Source organism: Shewanella pneumatophori (genome assembly GCF_023283895.1).
In the GTDB taxonomy this organism is placed as follows: domain Bacteria; phylum Pseudomonadota; class Gammaproteobacteria; order Enterobacterales; family Shewanellaceae; genus Shewanella; species Shewanella pneumatophori.
In genome coordinates, this window is the sequence record NZ_JAKILB010000007.1 from 91541 (window position 1) to 109560 (window position 18020).

An 18020-nucleotide genomic window follows, 5' to 3' on the forward strand; every position below is an offset into this window, starting at 1 on the left:
GGCTTAGCTGTATTTCGGAGTAAATATGACTGTTTCAACTATGCGCCTAACTGGTGTAGCAGTGGCGTGCGCGCTAATTTCAACTCAAGCTTTGGCAAATGATCCAACCTTAACTAATCCAGCGATTAGCGCTGTACTTGATGGCTATTATCAAAGTGCAGAGCGTCCTATGGCAGAACGTGTTGAAGGCTTTGGTTTAGGCCATACAGAGCTTGCGTTAAGTGCCAATATCGACGATATGTTTTACGGTAAACTGACTGCAATCGTTGAAATTCACGATGGCGAAACTGAACTTGGTTTAGAAGAGGCCTTCATTCAAACATTAGCAATGCCAGGCGGTTTCTCAATTCGTGCCGGTCGTTTCCTATCTGACATTGGTTACTTAAACAACCAGCATGTGCACACTGATTCGTTTTCTGACCGTCCTGCTGCTTACCGCGCCTTTTTAGGAAGTCACTACTTTGATGATGGTGTGCGTTTAAGCTACGTTGCACCAACAGATCTGTATTGGACTATGGGTGTTGAAGCTTTTAAAGGTGACAGCATGCGCGCCGAAGATGAGCACGGCGAGCGCGATTTTGAAAACTTGGGTGTTTATACTGCTTTTACTAAGTTTGGTGGCGATATTGGCGACAATAGTTCATGGCAGGCAGGCCTAAGCTATTTACGCAATGAAAATGGCCGTATGACAGCTGCTGAAGAACATGATCATACAGAACCTGAAGTTCATGATGATCACGGCCATGACCATGACCATAGCCATAGCGCACAATACACAGGCGAAAATACTTATGTGGCTGACTTTGTATATAAGTGGGCCCCAAGCGGCAACTATAAGTACCAACACTTAACAGTAAGCGGCGAATACTTCCGCGTAACAGATTTTAAACCATTTGAAGAGCACCATGACGATCACGATGATCATGAAGGGCATGACGACCACGGTCACGGTGAAGGCGGTAAAGATTATCAAGAAGGTTGGTATCTAAGCAGCGTTTATCAATTCTCGCCAAACTGGTCTGCAGGTTTGCGCTACGGTGAAGTGGATACTCAGATGATGCATGGCGATCACTTTGATCCGCAAAAGCTGAAAGAAACTGAAGTTAGTCTAGCTTGGCACCACAGCCACTTCTCAACAGTGCGTTTGCAATATACTAATCAGAAAGGTACTAACTTTGATGGTATTGAAGACGATAACGTAATTACATTGCAATATGTAATGACTCTGGGGGCTCATGGTGCGCATCAATTCTAAGTTGTCTTTATCAAAAGGCCTAAAGGCGCTGACTCTAGCGTTAACATTGGGGGTTGCTAATAATGCAGTGGCCGGGCTAAATATTTTTGCCTGTGAGCCTGAGTATGCTGCATTGGCTAAAGAGCTGGCGCCAGACGCGAAGATCTATTCTGCGACCACCGCGTTGCAAGATCCGCATCAGGTACAGGCTCGTCCAAGCTTGATCGCTAAAATGCGTCAAGCAGATCTTGCGATTTGCGCTGGTGCCGATCTCGAGGTGGGCTGGTTACCAATGTTGCAAATGAAGTCTGCCAACGCCAAAGTTCGCTCTACCGATCAAGGGTTATTTTTTGCTGCAGAGCAGATAGAAACGCTTGATCAATTAGATTCGGTAGACCGTTCAATGGGCGATGTGCATGCTAAAGGTAATCCGCATTTGCACTTTGATCCTAAGCGCATGTTAGATGTTGCAAAAGCGCTAACAGCTAAGATGATCCAGCTAGATCCTGAAGCTAAGTCTGATTATGACGCAGCCCTTGCAAGCTTTAGTCTGCGTTGGCAAGCAGCAATCCCTAAGTGGCAAGCTAAAGCTAAGCCATTACAAGGTGGCAAAGTGATAGCTTATCACTCTAGCTTTAGGTACTTGTTTAACTGGCTAGGCATGGAACAAGTTGCCGATCTTGAGCCAAAGCCGGGGATCCCACCTAGCAGTTCACACTTAGCGAGCTTGTTAAATCGTGCTAAGCAAGGGGACGTGTTGGCGATCATCATTGCTTCTTATCAAAGTGAGCGCGGTGCAGACTGGCTGGCTGAGCGTTCAGAGCTGCCAGTATTGGTTCTGCCAATGTCAGTTGGTGGAAATGATCAGAGTGTTGATCTGTTTAGCTTATACGACAGTGCAATCGATCTACTGTTAAGTGCCAAGCAGTAACTTAACCTGCAGCGGTAGCTGACTTTATACTCAGCTAGCGCACATACTAGGGTGGGGCAGTTTGATATGCTCCATCTTAGCTTTCCTTATTTTGATAAGAGTTTAGTTATGTTTGATCTCGATCTTCTATCTATTCTACTGCCTGCTTTTGTTGCAGGGGTTTTAGTGTTGTCTACCCATGTGGTACTTGGTCAGCAGGTACTTAAGCGCGGCATTATTTTTATCGATCTTGCGATTGCTCAGGTGGCTGCCTTAGGTGCTATCGTTGGGCATATGAATCATGATATTGAAGCGCTGCCGTTTTCACACGTGTGGATGCCAGCTATTTTTGCCATTGGTGGAGCAGGGTTTATCGCTTGGTTATCTAAGCGTATGGCTGATGAGTTAGAAGCAATTATTGGTTGTTTCTATGTTCTTGCTGCTGTAGCGGCGATGCTGTTGCTATCGAATGACCCTCACGGCGCTGAGATGCTTAAAGAGCTGATGTCAGGGCAGATTTTATGGGTAGGTTGGAGCCAGTTAATCCTGCCTGCTTGTCTTTATATCTCTATTTTAGCGGCGCTAATTTATAAGCCTGAATTATTAAGTGGACGCGCGTTTTACTTAATCTTTGCCATAGTGATTACGCTATCGGTTGAACTGGTTGGGGTTTATTTGGTATTTAGTAGCTTGATTTTACCAGCGCTAGCAGTAAACCATTACTACGGCCGTTATAAGCTATTTTGGGCTTATATTGTGGGTCTTGTGGGTTATGTTGCCGGTTTAGTGTTATCTGCAAGCTTAGACCTACCTAGTGGCGCTGCTATCGTATCCACTCTTGCGGTAAGTGCGGTGATCTTTAGGCTAATATTGAATCTAAATAGCAAAACAACTGTGGTTAATGGCGCAGTAAATACCCAAGATTCGACGCAGGTCTGACCTTACCAATATTGGAACTAAGCTAAAATCTCCCAAAAATTCAACGCGATTAAAGTTCAGTTAAGTCATTTGCACTAAAGTTGCGTTGTTTTCCTCTGGTTTAGTCTGTATTCAGGCTACACGTGTAAACTATTGTTCATTGACATAAGTCGTATTTATATTGAGTCGCACTTACTTGGTGGCTATACTGGCGCCAATTAAATCGCGGGAGATTATTGTGCTGTTAATCCTTAGATGTTTGATCTTATCAGTTATGCTGATTTTAGCTTTTGTTATCGGTGGTTTAGCTTGTATTTTACGTCCTCGCCATCGAGATAACGTACATATGTTCGCCAAAGTGTTTTCTTGGGCGGCACCGGTTTTAGGTATTAAAGTGATTGTGCGTAACTCGGAAAAACAAAGCCAAAAGCCTTGTATTTTTCTAGCTAACCATCAAAACAACTTTGATATGTTTACCCACACAGCCGTTGTACCAAAAGGTACCGTGAGCTTAGGTAAAAAAAGCCTAGCGTGGATGCCTTTATTTGGGCAGATTTACTGGCTATCAGGCAACATTTTGATCGACCGTAAAAACCGTAGTAAAGCTTTCGATACTATGGCGGCAACTGCTCGTAAGATAAAAGAGAAATGTTTGTCGGTATGGATTTTTCCAGAAGGCACACGTTCACGTGGTAAAGGTTTACTGCCGTTTAAAGCGGGCGCATTCTATACTGCGATAGCTGCTGGTGTACCTATGGTGCCAGTATTGGCGTCTAATCAAGGCCATATTAAGCTAAACCGCTGGAATAACGGCGTGGTGATTATTGAAATGATGGATCCGATTGAAACAACGGGTATTGATAAAACTCAAGTGAAAGAGCTTTCAAAGCGTATTCACACCATGATGTCGGAAAAATTATCTCAGTTGAACCAAGAAGCTTCTGCATTAATGGCCAAAGCGGTATAATCGGTCGCGAAATTTTTGAGGAGTCATCAATGTCTATTGAACGTCAGTTAAAAGAACAGAAACAAGAAAATAAAGAAATCGTTGAGGCTATCCTTGCTGATGGTTCAATGCCAGATGTTGAGTATACGATTGAGCATCACTTCTCATCGACCAACTTTGATCGCTTAGAGAAAGCGGCTGTTGACGCATTTAAGCTAGGCTATGAAGTGAATGATGCAGAAGAAATGGAGCTTGAAGACGGCTCTGTGATCTACTGTTTTGATGCTGTTGCGACTCAGATGCTTGATACTGATCTGCTTGATGAAGCGTGTGAGAAAATGCTTACTATCGCGGCTAAACACAAGATTGATTATGACGGTTGGGGCACCTACTTTATCGACGAAAATGGCGAAGAAGTCAGAGACGAAGATGAATATGATGACGAAGAGCCGCTGCACTAATTCAATGATTAGTATTAACGCCTAGCGTGATTGATATAAATAAAAAATGCCCATCCTATGATGGGCATTTTTGTTGGGGTTACTCTTGGGTGATACTGCAGTTACGTCCGGCTTCTTTAGCTTGATAAAGCGCTTGGTCCGCTTGAGCCAGCCATATATCACAATCAGTCATGTCGGCTTTAATATCGCAAATACCTAGGCTTATAGTGACCTTAATAAGCTGCTCTTCATACATGATTTCAGATTGCTCTATCTTCTTACGTAAACGTTCGGCAAAAAACAGTGCATTGGCTGCTGGTGTATTCGCTAAAATAACACCAAACTCTTCACCGCCATATCGACCAGCGCAATCAGTTTCACGCAGTGACTTGTTGATGATATGCGACACATTTTGAATCACCCTATCACCAGCCTGATGGCCATAGGTGTCATTTATCGCTTTAAAGTGGTCAATATCAAGCATGACTAAGCTAGTTTCATTGCCATATCGAGCATAGCGATCAAACTCTCTTTGTAAGCAGATCTCCCAATAGCGGCGGTTATATAGCTGGGTTAGCCCATCAATTTGGCTTAAATACTCTAGGCGCTCATTTGCCGATTTAAGCTGCAGCTTATTGATCGCCACGTCAGTTACATCGTAGACAATCATACTGATATGAGTTATTTCACCGGTTAATGATGATAATGGTAGCAGCGTGACATTCTGGTACATGAAGTCGGCTCTACCTGTAATAGGACGGTAGTTTTTAAACTCAAAAATAAACGGTCTTTGTTCCCAGCTAATAAAAGCGCGGTTTTGAAGTAGATACACTGACTCCATTTTTTGCTTTAACCACTTAGCAGGCAGATACTCAAATTGCTCGAATAGATTCTTACCCTTGATCGAATTTGGACTCACTCCACTGTGGTTCTCCATAAAACCATTCCACAGTTGGATGTTGTAATCGCGATCGAGCACAACTAAGCCGACCTCTATGGTTTGCACCATATCGATAAGCCAGTGGAGTTCGTTCATTGCGCTGTTATCGAGCGCTTGTTGATCTGTTGCCATCCTAATGTCCATTTTAATCTAGCAAATAGCCGAGTTTGTAGTTGAGCGTTGGTAGAGAATCTTCGGTAAATAGCAGCAATAGATCACATTGAATATCGTGATCTTCAATGCTGTAATTGATTTCCATTGCTAAAGTGCGGCTCCATTTATCGGAGTTTTCGCTGATAAGCTGGTTGACACTGCAATGCCTGCCGAGTATCACAGGATGACTCTGGCTAAACTTCATATGCAGTTGTTCAGAGATGCCATTGAGAAACGCACCAATCAATACATTGGCGGTATCAATCATCACCTCAAGTTCTGTTTCTTCATCTTCTGGGTTTTCAAGGCGCATGAGCTTGGCCATGTCTTGAAAAGAAGAGTCATGGAACAGTAATAATGCTTCACCGGCAACACCTGCGCCGATAAAGCCTTGGCACAAGGCTGATACCGTGCCGTATTCCTCAGTGGCCTTCAAGGTCATGGTCAGTTCACTGACCTCAAGCACATTGACGTTAGGGATCGGTAGTTTTACGAATACATTAAGCAGTTTGGCTAGTAGATCGGCGGCGCGCCCCATGGCGACGTTAGCCACTTCTTGGCAGGCATCACGCAGATCGACTTGGATCATTGGCGGCTCATTATCTAAACCACCTAATGCTAATTCTAAAATGCCATACTCCTGCAGAATATGGCTAATGGCGTCGGCACTCACTGGTTTTTGGATAAAGTCGAGTGCACCTAAGCTTTTAACTCGCTCATGGGCTTTAATTTGGATGTCGCCTGACACCACAATAACCAGCGCTGGAAGATCTTCGCGTTGAATGGCTTCTAATACTTGATAACCATCCATGACTGGCATGTTTAAGTCGAGAAAAACCACCTCGCCTTTGCCTTCACGAATAGCCTCAATACCTTCTAATCCATTGGTCGCGTAAGTGATTTCCACATCCCAATCTTTAGGGAGTGTACGCGCCATCTGCTTTCTGGCTAATGCAGAGTCGTCACAAATTAATATAGGGAGCGCCATTGTTATTATTATTTCCTATTATCCATCTACTACTTTGCTTGTCGTTCTATTTAGTTGAGACTCTTACCTTAGAACGGCATGTCACTTTTTAAAGCCAATAGCGCGTCGACGTAATACTTTAATATGTAATACGTTTTTATGTCCTTGGCATCTTGCCTACGAAATGAAATCGCTCGGGGTAGCTTCCATAACACCGCCCTTATTGAGAAGAGGGTGCGCCACGGCCCGATTATCAAATATCAACCTATCAATAGAAAGGCTTATTTTGTGACAATAAAATGACGAACGTCATAATCCCCACACATGTTATAGGTATTAACCAAATAATCCAAATGTGTTAACTTGATGATCTGGACAGACCACTTAGCAAGGAAAGTTGAAAATATGGCTCATCAATTACTTAGTGTTAGCAAGCGCAATGGTATCGCTTATGTGGGTTTGAACCGCCCAGATAAATATAATGCATTGAATTTTAAGCTTTTCAAAGAAATAGACTCATGCATTAAAAGCTTAGCCAAAGATAAAACGCTAACAGCAGTAGTGCTATTTGGTGAAGGCGGCAATTTTAGCTCAGGCTTAGACGTAAAAAGTGTGATGAGCTCGCCATTCGATGCAGTTCGATTATTATTTAAGTGGTTACCAGGTAACGCAAATCTTGCTCAAAGAGTGTCGATAGGCTGGCGACGTTTACCTGTACCAGTTATCGCTGTAATGGAAGGTATTTGCTACGGCGGTGGCATGCAAATCGTTTTGGGGGCTGACATTCGAATCGCTGCACCAGATTGCAAAATGTCAATTATGGAGGCCAAATGGGGCTTAGTGCCTGATATGGCAGGTCTTGCTGGACTCAGAGAGTTAATGCCTAAAGATCAGGCTGTTATGCTTACAATGTCAGCAGACATCTTATCTGCAGAACAAGCTAAATCTTTTAATTTGATAACAGCAATTGAAGCTGAACCTATGGCCGCTGCAACGGCATTAGCGGCTAAATTATCTAACACTTCACCCGATGCCAATGCTGCAATTAAATCCAGTATTAACCGTAATTGGTCAGCTTCAATTAGGCAGTTACTCAGCCGTGAGTCATGGTATCAAGTACGTTTATTGCTAGGTAAAAATCGAGTGATTGCAGCAAAACGTCAAGGCAAAGACCCACAAAAATCTTACAGCAATCGGCAAGCTGGTTGGTAAAGTTACATGAAAGTTAAAAGTGTGATCTAGTTCACGAAAATTCATGTTTTATGTGTGTCGTCGCCATGCTTCTTTTAAACTCCCGCTCCATCTGATAGCAGAGTATTGATTCTGCTAATGTTTATCATAAATGCATTAACTTTAATCAATGGAGAGTTAAATACTCATGCGTGAACTTTTTGAACGTTTTCTGTGGAGCAGCCGCCTATCGGTAATGTTCGGCGTATTATCTTGTATCGTGGCAGCTTTTGTTGTGTTCGCTATGGGACTTAGAGACGTTGTGCACATGATTGAGTTGATTATGGGGTATGTATTCAGCGGCAGTCACGCGGTACGTAACGACCTCGTTATGGTTGTGGTAGAGATCTTAGATACCTTTTTACTTGGCGCGGTATTACTGATTTTTGCTTTTGGTTTGTATGAGTTATTTATTAATAATTTAAATGCAGCGAGCAAAAGTGAAGCTGGCGGCAAGATCCTTATTATCAGCAGCATAGACTCACTAAAGAGCAAGCTAGGTAAAGTGATCTTAATGATGCTTATCATTAAAGTGTTCTCTTTCTTTACTGAAATGAAGCCAGCATCTATGTTGGATCTACTTTACATGGGTATTACCGTAGTCTTAATTGCTGGCGCATTAAAGCTAAGTAAAGACTAACAGACCCGGCTTGAATAAGTGCTAGTTAAGCACTAAAAAGTACCAAGCAAATACTGATAAAGCCTATCCATTTGGATAGGCTTTATTGATCCGCTGAGCAAAACCTTCAATCAGCTTTAAGGTGTTATCCCAAGTTACCTTTAATGATAGATCCAGCGCTAATACTTGCTGGCTATAGCGAGTCGGTGCATTGGCTGGCGCCAAGGTTAATCGTTGGCTTTGAGTTGCAATTGAAGCAGCGCTGCCATCTTTTGATTGCAGATCTAATATTGGCATCGACAGTTTTGCGAGCGTTGTTGCAAGCTGCGCATTAATGCTATCAATATCGCTATATGGGTTTATCACCACTAAGATATCGGGCGCTGGCAAACCTTGTTTATCTAATAATTCAATCACCAGATTTGCGCTTTCACCAAAGGCGATAAGCATTCGCTTGCCGCTAAATTCTTTGCCTAAGCTATCTAACTGAGTCATTGAGCTTTGTAAAAATGTTTGCTGTTGTTGCTGAATATCGGCTAGTTGCTGCGCACTAAAATCTGGCGTTTCTTGGTCTGCTAATTGCGAATTATTTTGCTCACCAGCTTGATTAATATCATCGGCTCTAGTGGCGAAATAAGGTGGAGTTTCAAGACTCGGTGGCGTTAATGCTAATGTCGCCCAGCCTGAGTGATTGAGTTGCAGCCTAAGATAATTAGTCACACCTGCTGCGTCGGCGCGGGCAGAGAAGTCAGGTACGATTATCGCAAGGCCGTGCTGTTTTTTACCTAGCCAAGGCCTAAGCAGTGCAGGCACTTGCTTGCCATCAACTTGTAGCTGTTTGACTTCACTTGCTGGCAAGTAGCGATAGTCGGCTGTTGAAAGCATTTTTTGCTCAGCTGCAAATAGATGATGTGAGCTTAAAAGGCTGTAAGCAAAACAGCTAAAAACAACTAGCAGAGTTAGAAACGCAGAAAACTTCATCTTGGTAAACAACCTTTGTACCGACAACATAGATGATAAGCGCATCAGTATAGTATATTCGTGCCCATAAAAAAGCCCTGAATATTCAGGGCTTTCGATTCTATTGCATTACTTAAGCGTGGCTCACTAATACCAGTCTAATTGCGTCAAGCTGTAGCTTGCTGCTGTCTAGATAACGGTTTAACTCGCTCATCTGTTCGCTAAGGTGAGTTAGCTCTTCATCACGGATGTTAGGGTTTACTGCTTTAAGTGCTTTTAAGCGCTCAAGCTCACCTGATAACTGGCTGGTCATCTTCTCACGTGCACACTCTGTCAGTGTGTTTAGCTCTGCGTTTGCAAATGTTTCTGCTTTAGCGAATAGCGGGTGCAAAATTGCTTGCGATGCATTAACTAACTTACTGGCAATGTGACGGTTTACTGCGCTTAACTGCTTGTTAAAGCTTTCGTAAGTTACGTTGTCTGACAGGTTGTTACCGTTCTTGTCTAGCAACACGCGAATAGGTGTTGGTGGCAAGTAGCGGTATAGCTGGCTCGACTTAGGTGCAGAGGCATCAGCTAAGTAGATAAGCTCTAAGAACACAGTACCTGCAGGTAGTGCCTTATTCTTCAATACTGCAACGCTAGTTGTACCAGTTTCTGATGAGGTGATTAAGTCCAGACCCGTTTGCACTAATGGGTGCTCTTGGGTGATCAGCGCGATATCATCACGCGACAATGCCATTTCACGATCAAAAGTAACAGTAATACCGTCTTCTGGTAAGCCAGGGTATGTCGGGAACATCATGTGCTCGCTTGGGTGCAATACAATCGCGTTTTCGCCGCTATCTTCTTGCTCAACGCCAATAATGTCCCATAAACGAATAACCGAACCAATTAGCTGAGTATCTTCATCTTTTTCCGCTAGGCTTTGTACTAGCTTATTAGCACGCTCGCCGCCGTGAGAGTTGATCTCAAGCAGTTTGTCGCGGCCTTGTTCCATCGCGAGTTTAAGCTCTTGATAACGAGTCTTAGTGTTATCAAGTAGGCTAGCTAAGGTCTCTTGATCGTTATTCAACAAGGTTTCTAGCAACTCAGCAGAGAACTCGTTAAATAGAATATGACCACTTGGACAAGTGCATTCAAATGCATTTAGGCCTTGGTGATACCACTCAGTTAGTCTTTCTTGCGCCGTGTTGGCTAAGTAAGGTAAGTGGATCTCAACATCGTTCTTCTGACCGATACGATCTAGACGACCAATACGCTGCTCTAGTAGATCAGGGTTTAGCGGCAGATCGAACAGCACTAGATTGCTAGCAAACTGGAAGTTACGACCTTCAGAGCCGATCTCACTACAAATAAGCGCCTGTGCACCGCCGGTTTCTTGGGCGAAGTAAGCACCGGCTTTGTCGCGTTCAATAATCGACATGCCTTCGTGGAACACGGTAGCTTGAATACCTTCACGAGTGCGTAGCGCTTCTTCTAGACTTAAAGCGGTTTCAGCTTGGCTAGCAATAATTAGCACTTTCTTGCTGCGATTGTTCTTTAGGAAGTCAATCAACCAGTCTACACGTGGATCGAATTTCCACCATGCGGCACTGCCACTATCAAAATCTTGATAGATCTTTTCAGGGCTTAGCACTTGGCGAACTTTAGCATTAGTATCTAAATGCTTGTTCATCATTGAGCTAACGCGGTAAGCAGTGACATACTGCTCAGGCATTTTTTGCGGGTGAGTGTGCAAAATACGCTGCGGGAAGCCTTTTACTGATGCGCGGCTGTTACGGTAAAGCACGCGGCCGGTACCGTGACGATCCAGTAAGTCTTGTAATAAGCCATCGCGGGCTTGGAAGCGGCTATCAACATCGGCAGACTCATCTTGAATCAAGGCGATGTTAGCGCTGATATCTTTTTCTGCTAGTAGGCCAGTTAAGCTAGTAATTGCTTCAGCAGATAGTAACTCGCCAGAAGCTAGTGCATCGGCAGCTGTTGCTACGTCTTTATAGCTATCTTCTTCTTTTAAGAAAGCTTCATAGTCGTAGAAACGATCTGGATCTAGCAGACGTAGGCGCGCGAAGTGGCTCTGGTGGCCCAATTGATCTGGCGTTGCGGTTAGCAGTAGTACACCAGGGATCTCTTCACTTAACGCTTCAACAATTTGGTAAGCGCGGCTTGGCGCTTCTTCTGACCATTCTAAGTGATGTGCTTCATCGACAACCATTAGATCCCAATCTGCATCCAAGGCTTGTTCTAGGCGGCGTTTCTTACGCAATAGGTCAAGCGAACAGATCACTAGCTGCTCAGTGTAGAATGGGTTGTCGTGATCGGCATAAGCTTCAACACAGCGGTCTTCGTCGAATACCGAGAAGCGCAGGTTAAAGCGGCGCAGCATTTCAACTAACCACTGGTGGCGTAATGTGTCAGGCACGATAACCAAAATACGCTCAGCACGGCCTGTAAGCAGCTGCTGATGGATAATCAAACCTGCTTCAATGGTCTTACCTAAACCTACTTCATCGGCAAGTAATACACGCGGCGCAAAGCGTTGACCTACTTCATGGGCGATCCACTGTTGATGTGGGATCAATCCTACTCGTGGCCCTTGCAGTCCTAACAAGTCAGAAGTGGCTAGCTTGTTGCGTAGCAACTGGCATTGGTAACGCACATTAAATCTATCTAGACGATCGATTTGGCCGGCAAATAGTCGGTCTTGTGGCTTATTAAAACGAATGTTGTGATTAAGCAAAGTTTCACGCAGGCTAACTTGCTCACCGGTTTCGTTATGAGTGCCGTGGTAAATAATCAGTGAATCTTTTTCTTCAACTTCGGTAACGGTAAGGCTCCACTCTTCGTGGCTCTCAACGCTATCGCCTGGGTTGTAGATAACACGTGTTAGCGGGGCTTCGGTGCGAGAAAACAATCTATTTTCACCAGTGGCTGGGAAAAGCACGGTCACCATGCGACCTTCTACTCCAACAACGGTACCTAAACCTAATTCTGATTCGGTGTCACTGATCCAACGTTGACCTAAGGAAAACGGCATTTAAAACTCTCATATACTGGGTGAATCACAAGGGGCGCGTATGTTATACCAATCGCGAGCATATTGAAAATTGAACCCGCTAATATTCGCCTTAATCTGAAATAATAGTGTACTAAATAATCAGTTGCACAGAAGTATTTTTTTGTGTCATGCCACTGTCATACAGACTCGATATCAATGATTAACCTACTCGAGATTTGCAAAAATTTATCCAGAACATTGAAGCTGATGGTTATTGGTGGCAGTATGATAATTAGCGTTAACAAACCTGTAACTATTAAAGGAGCTGGACCTATCTTGTAATTGATACTAATGCACAATTGGAGGCGCCATGGAACAAGACGACAGAAAGTTGTTTGTACTGGATACCAACGTATTACTGCATGAACCTTTAGCGATTTATTCATTTAAGGAACATGACGTAGTCGTACCAATGACAGTTCTGGAAGAACTGGACCTGATTAAGGATAGAAAACGAGACGTCAGCCGTGATGCTCGAGTCGCGATTAGAGCATTAGAAGATATATTGGGCGGAACAACCACGCCTGAACAAATTGTCCAAGGGGTTCCACTGCCCATTCGTGAAGACCACGGAGATGTATCGGGCACACTGTCTATATTTCCAGACCATCAAATCGAATTCACCATTGGCAGCATGCCAGGTGATAACAACGATAACCGCATTATCAATACCGCGCTGCATTTACAGCAATTGCACCAACCTCGAAAAGTGGTATTAGTTACCAAAGACATCAATATGCGCTTAAAAGCGAAAGGCGCTGGCATTCAACATGTTGAAGACTACCGCACCGACCAGCTTATTGATGATATTCGTTTTTTAACCAAAGGATTTCATCGTTTTGATGGTGACTTTTGGGCACACACCGATGATGTCACCACCGAGAGTAATGGCCGCCACACAGTGCATAGCGTGCCGCTTGATAAACTCGGTGACGATATGTTTTACACCAATCAATACCTATTAGATGAAGGTCGTGATTTCTGCGGGCGTATTATTGAAAAAACGCCAACTGAGCTTAAATTTTTAGATTTAGGCCAAGAAAGATTGCTGAACCTTGAGGCTTGGGGGATCAGACCTAAGAATATTTATCAAGGTATGGCGATGCAAGCGCTGCTCGATCCTGACATTGATCTGGTCATCTTAACTGGCCCTGCAGGCTGCGGTAAAACCCTACTAGCAATGGCGGCTGCGCTTGAGTTAGTGGTTGAGCGCGGCAAATACGAGAAAGTTATCGTGACCCGTAATACGCCAGAGATCGCCGAGTCTATTGGTTTCCTTCCGGGCACCGAGGAGGAGAAAATGGCGCCTTGGTTGGCGGCGATTACCGATACCCTCGAAGTGCTACACAAAAACGATGTGAACCCAAGCGGCAGCATGAACTACATTATGGATAAAGCTAATATCCAGTTTAAATCGATTAACTTCATGCGCGGTCGTTCAATTCAAAATTCGGTAGTGCTGCTTGATGAGTGTCAGAATTTAACGGCATCACAGATTAAAACTATGATCACCCGTATGGGTGAGGGCACTAAGTTAATTTGTAGCGGTAACCTAGCGCAGATTGACTCCAATTATCTAACTGCAGTGACCTCTGGATTAACTTATATTGTCGAGCGTTTTAAAGACTTTGATGGTAGTGCAAACGTCTATCTAAATGGCGTTGTACGTTCACGTCTCGCTGAGTTTGCTGAAGAAAACCTATAGCCCATTCTGTTTTTTCTGAACCACAGACAAGGTCTCACATCCGTTGAGGCCTTTTTTAACTTTTAAGTTACATTTTTAAGCTATTATTGAAAGCTATCTTACTGATATTATTAACTCAGAACTCCTGAATTAGGATGACGCATTATGATTAATCTCGAAAGAGTATACCAAGGGTTGTAAATGAAACGGATTGAACCGGCTCTTCAGCTTAAGTCAACAATTCTAAAAAACTATAATAGAGCGGTTTTTTACACCTATATTGGCGTAATCATCATGGCTTGCTTAACTGCTTGGATGTCATTCGACAGGCAGAAAGCTCAGCTTATTCAGCAAACTGAAGAGCTGGTTGAGCGTCACGTATTACAAGTCGATTTATTACTCGAATCCAGTATTCGTGCGGTGCAGAGCCTACGTAATGTTGCGGTCGACCATTTACGCTTAGGCGAGCTGGTGCGTAAAGACCGTTTACCGCAATATGAAAAATTTAACGAAAGTGGTCAGTTTTTTACCCTCGAGCCGAGTTACGCCAAAAGTGGCGAGCCGTTTACCAATATGGGTCGCATTACTGGTGCGGGATCACTCAATGGCCGTAGTGATAAGTTCTATCAAGAACTTGAGATGCTGTTTGAGCTGTCGTTATCTTTTCCTGTGGCTAATGAAGCTGCGCCGAAAGCATCATCTATCTACTATATTTCGAAGCGCCGCATCATGTCGTATTTTCCGTGGCCATCTGATGAGCAGCGCTTTCGCGATGAACTGCTTAATAAGAAACAGTTTCAGTTAGTCACACCCTCGAATAACCCACAGCGCAGTGTCGCTTGGAGTCCTGCTTATGTAGAAGCAACAGGTAAAGGCTTGTTGACTACACTAGGTGTGCCTATCTATTTAGAAAATGAGTTTATTGGCTCTATCAATCTAGACATGACCTTGGCATCACTGCGTAAGCAAATCCGTTTATATTTTAAAATGCCGGGCACGGTAATTTTATTGGATCAAAATAACAATATTTTGACCCACAGCGATATCGATACCTCAGACGTTAATCGGGTTTACCACATTAGTCAGAAGATCCCATCTGAGCTGCATTCGATTCCTGAGTCTGAATTATTCGACGCCCATGAAGGCATTATTCGTAACGGTTATTACATTCACTCAGTGGCGCTGCATAACGCGCCTTGGCGTTTGTTGTATCTACAAGATGTTGATGAGTTATTTAAAGACTCGTGGGAAAAACTAGAGCTGACATTTTTGCTGGTGGTATTGGCGCTGTCGCTTTTGGTGACCATTGTGCATTGGCAAACTCGTCGCTCGTTTGTAAATCCAGCATCGCGGCTGCTGACTCACCTTGAAGAGTGTTCGGCTGAGCCAATTAAGCCGCCGGAGAAAATCACCGTTGGCTGGGCACCATGGTTCCAGTTAGTTAGTCGGATTTTTGAAGAGAACCAACAATACACTCGTCACCTTGCAGAGCAAAACCGCCGTCTGGATAAGTTAGTCGCGCAAAGAACCGAGCGCTTGAAAGAGACGACAGAGCGTCGTGAGCAAGAGTATGCCTTGCTGCGTTCGCTATTGGACTCGATCCCAGAAGCGATTGTGTTTAAAGATAAAGATGGCCGCTATTTGGGTTGTAACAAATCTGCAGAGCGCATGCTTGGTTATAGTGAAGGCGAGATGATAGGCCAATATTCAGATGCGCTAACACCAGACGAGCAAGCTACGCGGATCCGTGCTGAAGACGAACGTGTACTTAACGATAGGGTACCGTTGCGTTATCAAGAAAAGGTCGAGATCGCAGATAAACCAGTGTTACTCGATGTATTGAAAATACCTTTCTATAACAGTCGCCATGAGTTGCTGGGTTTGATCGCGGTTTGGCGTGACGTTACCCGCGAGTACGAGTCTGCTGAGCAGCTGCGCTTATCGGAAGAGCGTTATCACTTAGCGATGGACGCGGTAGAAGATGGCTTGTGGGATTGGTATTTAGATTCAGAGCAGATCATCTGTAATCCAGCTTACTACTCAATGCTTGGCTATAAGATCAATGAGTTCCCGGCACTCGTATCGACAATTGATGAGTTAGTGCACCCGGACGATCTTATTCGCGTACAAGAATATCGTGAGCAATATCTAAGCGATCCTGTCGGCGCTTATGACATTGAATTCAGAATGTTAGGTAAGAGCGGCGAGTATCACTGGCTACTGTCTCGTGGACGAATGGTTGAGTTTACGGCCAACGGTACACCTAAGCGTATGGTCGGTACCCATAAAGATATTACTCGCCACAAGCGCAATGAAGTTGCCATGCTAGAAGCTAAGCAAGATGCTGAAATGGCAAACTTATATAAGAGTGAATTCTTGGCCAACATGAGCCATGAGATCCGCACTCCAATGAATGCGATCATTGGTATGTTACAGCTGGCTCAGCGCACCTCGTTAACCGCGCAGCAAAAGGATTACCTTGAAAAGGCTGGCTTCTCGGCGCATTCACTGCTGCGGATCATTAACGATATTTTGGATTTCTCTAAGATTGAGGCCGGTAAGCTCGAGCTTGAGCGGGTTGCATTCCCACTGGATAAGGTACTTGAACACGCATTGGATCTGAATGCCCTTAAAGCGCAGGAAAAAGGCGTTGAGTTACTGCTTTATGCACCAGTTACTGCAGGACTGATCTTAGAAGGTGATCCGCTGCGTTTAGGCCAAGTGCTAATCAACTTACTATCAAACGCGGTTAAGTTTACTCAATCCGGTGAAATTGAGCTTGGTTGTGAAGATGTTGGTGAGCGCGATCACCGCATCACTCTTAAATTCTGGATCCGCGATACCGGGATCGGGATCAGCAAAGAGCAGCAAGCAACCTTGTTTGACGCATTTGCTCAAGCCGATGGTTCAACCACCCGTAAATATGGTGGTACTGGTCTTGGCCTATCTATCAGTAAGCACTTAGTGTCTATGATGGGCGGCATTATGCAGGTTGAAAGTGAAATGGGCGCCGGTAGTACCTTCAGCTTTACTATTAGTTTTGAGATCGCCGAAGAGGCTGAAGTCTTACCGTTAGTGGTACCTGAAACGCTCGGTAATCTAAAGACCTTAGTGATTGATGATAATCCAACAGCATTACAGATCTACTCTAATGTGATGCGTGATTTCCACTTCCATGTTGATACAGCGGCAAGTGGCCCAGAGGGCTTGTATAAGCTTGAAAATAACCCAGTCGATCTACTATTGCTCGACTGGATGATGCCTGAAATGGACGGTATCGAGGTGATCAAAAAGATCGACGCTATGGTCGCCGATGGCCGCTTAGAAAAGCGTCCGGTTATTATGATGATGACGGCCTATTCGGCTGAGCCGATGCAAAAAGATGTTGCTGACGCTAACGTATACGCCTTGCTGCAAAAGCCATTTAAAGCGTCATCGTTATTTGATGAAATCATTTCAGCCTTTGCCGATGAGCCGCGTCTTAACCCAACGCCAGAGGTGAATGAAGAGGTTGCCGATCAAGATGCTGGTTATGTTTTACTAGTTGAAGATAACTTCATTAACCAACAAGTTGCCACTGAGCTACTTAAGAGTGCTGGCTATGTGGTCGATGTGGCTGAAAATGGTCAAATTGCCTTAGATATGATTGATAAAGCTAACTATGACGCGGTATTGATGGATATTCAGATGCCAGTGATGGACGGCTTAACAGCGACGAAAGAGCTACGTAAGCGCTACTCGAGCGAAGATCTACCAGTGATTGCAATGACGGCGCACGCTATGTCTGGTGACCGAGAAAAGAGCTTAGCGGCTGGTATGAATGCCCATATTACTAAGCCAATTGTACTAACTGAGCTATTTGAAACCTTAAGTCACTGGATTGGAGAGTGTGGCAGAAAATCCAAACCATAAGCTGACTAAGTGATAGTTATTCAAATAGATCAAGATAGGCTTGCTA

Annotated in this window: 13 protein-coding genes; 9 read left to right on the forward strand and 4 right to left on the reverse strand. The window is 44.2% G+C overall.

Annotated elements, in window-relative coordinates:
- Positions 1 to 25: 25 nt before the first annotated feature.
- The 5 genes from L2740_RS12485 (at position 26) to rraB (ending at position 4469) form a co-directional block, all read left to right on the forward strand.
- Positions 26 to 1255, forward strand: coding sequence for a hypothetical protein (locus L2740_RS12485; protein WP_248950518.1), 1230 nt, complete (start codon positions 26 to 28; stop codon positions 1253 to 1255).
- Entirely contained in the window at positions 1239 to 2165 is a 927-nt protein-coding gene (locus L2740_RS12490) for a metal ABC transporter solute-binding protein, Zn/Mn family (protein WP_248950637.1), read from the forward strand. The genes L2740_RS12485 and L2740_RS12490 overlap by 17 nt, the downstream gene beginning before the upstream one ends.
- A 108-nt stretch (positions 2166 to 2273) precedes the next feature.
- Positions 2274 to 3083 (forward strand): metal ABC transporter permease, encoded by an 810-nt coding sequence (locus L2740_RS12495; RefSeq protein ID WP_248950519.1) that lies wholly within the window; start codon positions 2274 to 2276, stop codon positions 3081 to 3083.
- Between the two features lie 217 nt (positions 3084 to 3300).
- The gene (locus tag L2740_RS12500) at positions 3301 to 4029 is read left to right on the forward strand and encodes a 1-acylglycerol-3-phosphate O-acyltransferase (protein WP_248471144.1); all 729 of its coding nucleotides are present in this window, start codon (positions 3301 to 3303) and stop codon (positions 4027 to 4029) included.
- Positions 4030 to 4058: 29 nt separating this feature from the next.
- Complete coding sequence (gene rraB, locus L2740_RS12505) at positions 4059 to 4469, forward strand: ribonuclease E inhibitor RraB (RefSeq protein WP_248950520.1); 411 nt, start codon at positions 4059 to 4061, stop codon at positions 4467 to 4469.
- 79 nt (positions 4470 to 4548) lie between these two features.
- Here rraB and L2740_RS12510 read toward each other — a convergent pair whose 3' ends face one another.
- Both L2740_RS12510 and L2740_RS12515 read right to left on the reverse strand, forming a co-directional pair.
- A complete protein-coding gene (locus tag L2740_RS12510; RefSeq protein ID WP_248950521.1) occupies positions 4549 to 5520 on the reverse strand; it encodes a GGDEF domain-containing protein in 972 nt (323 codons plus the stop codon).
- Positions 5521 to 5533: 13 nt separating this feature from the next.
- Positions 5534 to 6529 (reverse strand): response regulator, encoded by a 996-nt coding sequence (locus L2740_RS12515; RefSeq protein WP_248471147.1) that lies wholly within the window; start codon positions 6527 to 6529, stop codon positions 5534 to 5536.
- 384 nt (positions 6530 to 6913) lie between these two features.
- Between L2740_RS12515 and L2740_RS12520 the strand changes: the two genes are divergently transcribed.
- Positions 6914 to 7720, forward strand: a complete 807-nt coding sequence (locus L2740_RS12520) for a crotonase/enoyl-CoA hydratase family protein (protein ID WP_248950522.1) — start codon at positions 6914 to 6916, stop codon at positions 7718 to 7720.
- Between the two features lie 166 nt (positions 7721 to 7886).
- Positions 7887 to 8378: a YqhA family protein gene (locus L2740_RS12525; protein WP_248471149.1), complete on the forward strand. Its 492-nt coding sequence runs from the start codon at positions 7887 to 7889 to the stop codon at positions 8376 to 8378.
- A gap of 63 nt (positions 8379 to 8441) precedes the next feature.
- Here L2740_RS12525 and L2740_RS12530 read toward each other — a convergent pair whose 3' ends face one another.
- Positions 8442 to 9338 (reverse strand): DUF3530 family protein, encoded by an 897-nt coding sequence (locus L2740_RS12530; protein ID WP_248950523.1) that lies wholly within the window; start codon positions 9336 to 9338, stop codon positions 8442 to 8444.
- Between the two features lie 112 nt (positions 9339 to 9450).
- The gene (rapA, locus tag L2740_RS12535; protein ID WP_248950524.1) at positions 9451 to 12357 is read right to left on the reverse strand and encodes an RNA polymerase-associated protein RapA; all 2907 of its coding nucleotides are present in this window, start codon (positions 12355 to 12357) and stop codon (positions 9451 to 9453) included.
- Positions 12358 to 12688: 331 nt separating this feature from the next.
- Here rapA and L2740_RS12540 point away from each other — a divergent pair, with 331 nt between their 5' ends.
- Both L2740_RS12540 and L2740_RS12545 read left to right on the forward strand, forming a co-directional pair.
- A complete protein-coding gene (locus L2740_RS12540; protein WP_248471152.1) occupies positions 12689 to 14083 on the forward strand; it encodes a PhoH family protein in 1395 nt (464 codons plus the stop codon).
- 180 nt (positions 14084 to 14263) lie between these two features.
- Positions 14264 to 17974 (forward strand): response regulator, encoded by a 3711-nt coding sequence (locus L2740_RS12545; protein WP_248950525.1) that lies wholly within the window; start codon positions 14264 to 14266, stop codon positions 17972 to 17974.
- The last annotated feature ends 46 nt before the right edge of the window (positions 17975 to 18020 follow it).

Excerpts from the sequence above, each read along its gene's own strand:
- L2740_RS12530 (WP_248950523.1), bottom strand. The coding sequence starts at position 9,338 with ATGAAGTTTTCTGCGTTTCTAACTCTGCTAGTTGTTTTTAGCTGTTTT.
- L2740_RS12510 (WP_248950521.1), bottom strand. The coding sequence starts at position 5,520 with ATGGCAACAGATCAACAAGCGCTCGATAACAGCGCAATGAACGAACTC.
- L2740_RS12525 (WP_248471149.1), top strand. The coding sequence starts at position 7,887 with ATGCGTGAACTTTTTGAACGTTTTCTGTGGAGCAGCCGCCTATCGGTA.
- L2740_RS12520 (WP_248950522.1), top strand. The coding sequence starts at position 6,914 with ATGGCTCATCAATTACTTAGTGTTAGCAAGCGCAATGGTATCGCTTAT.
- L2740_RS12545 (WP_248950525.1), top strand. The coding sequence starts at position 14,264 with ATGAAACGGATTGAACCGGCTCTTCAGCTTAAGTCAACAATTCTAAAA.
- L2740_RS12485 (WP_248950518.1), top strand. The coding sequence starts at position 26 with ATGACTGTTTCAACTATGCGCCTAACTGGTGTAGCAGTGGCGTGCGCG.
- L2740_RS12515 (WP_248471147.1), bottom strand. The coding sequence starts at position 6,529 with ATGGCGCTCCCTATATTAATTTGTGACGACTCTGCATTAGCCAGAAAG.
- L2740_RS12495 (WP_248950519.1), top strand. The coding sequence starts at position 2,274 with ATGTTTGATCTCGATCTTCTATCTATTCTACTGCCTGCTTTTGTTGCA.
- rraB (WP_248950520.1), top strand. The coding sequence starts at position 4,059 with ATGTCTATTGAACGTCAGTTAAAAGAACAGAAACAAGAAAATAAAGAA.
- rapA (WP_248950524.1), bottom strand. The coding sequence starts at position 12,357 with ATGCCGTTTTCCTTAGGTCAACGTTGGATCAGTGACACCGAATCAGAA.
- L2740_RS12540 (WP_248471152.1), top strand. The coding sequence starts at position 12,689 with ATGGAACAAGACGACAGAAAGTTGTTTGTACTGGATACCAACGTATTA.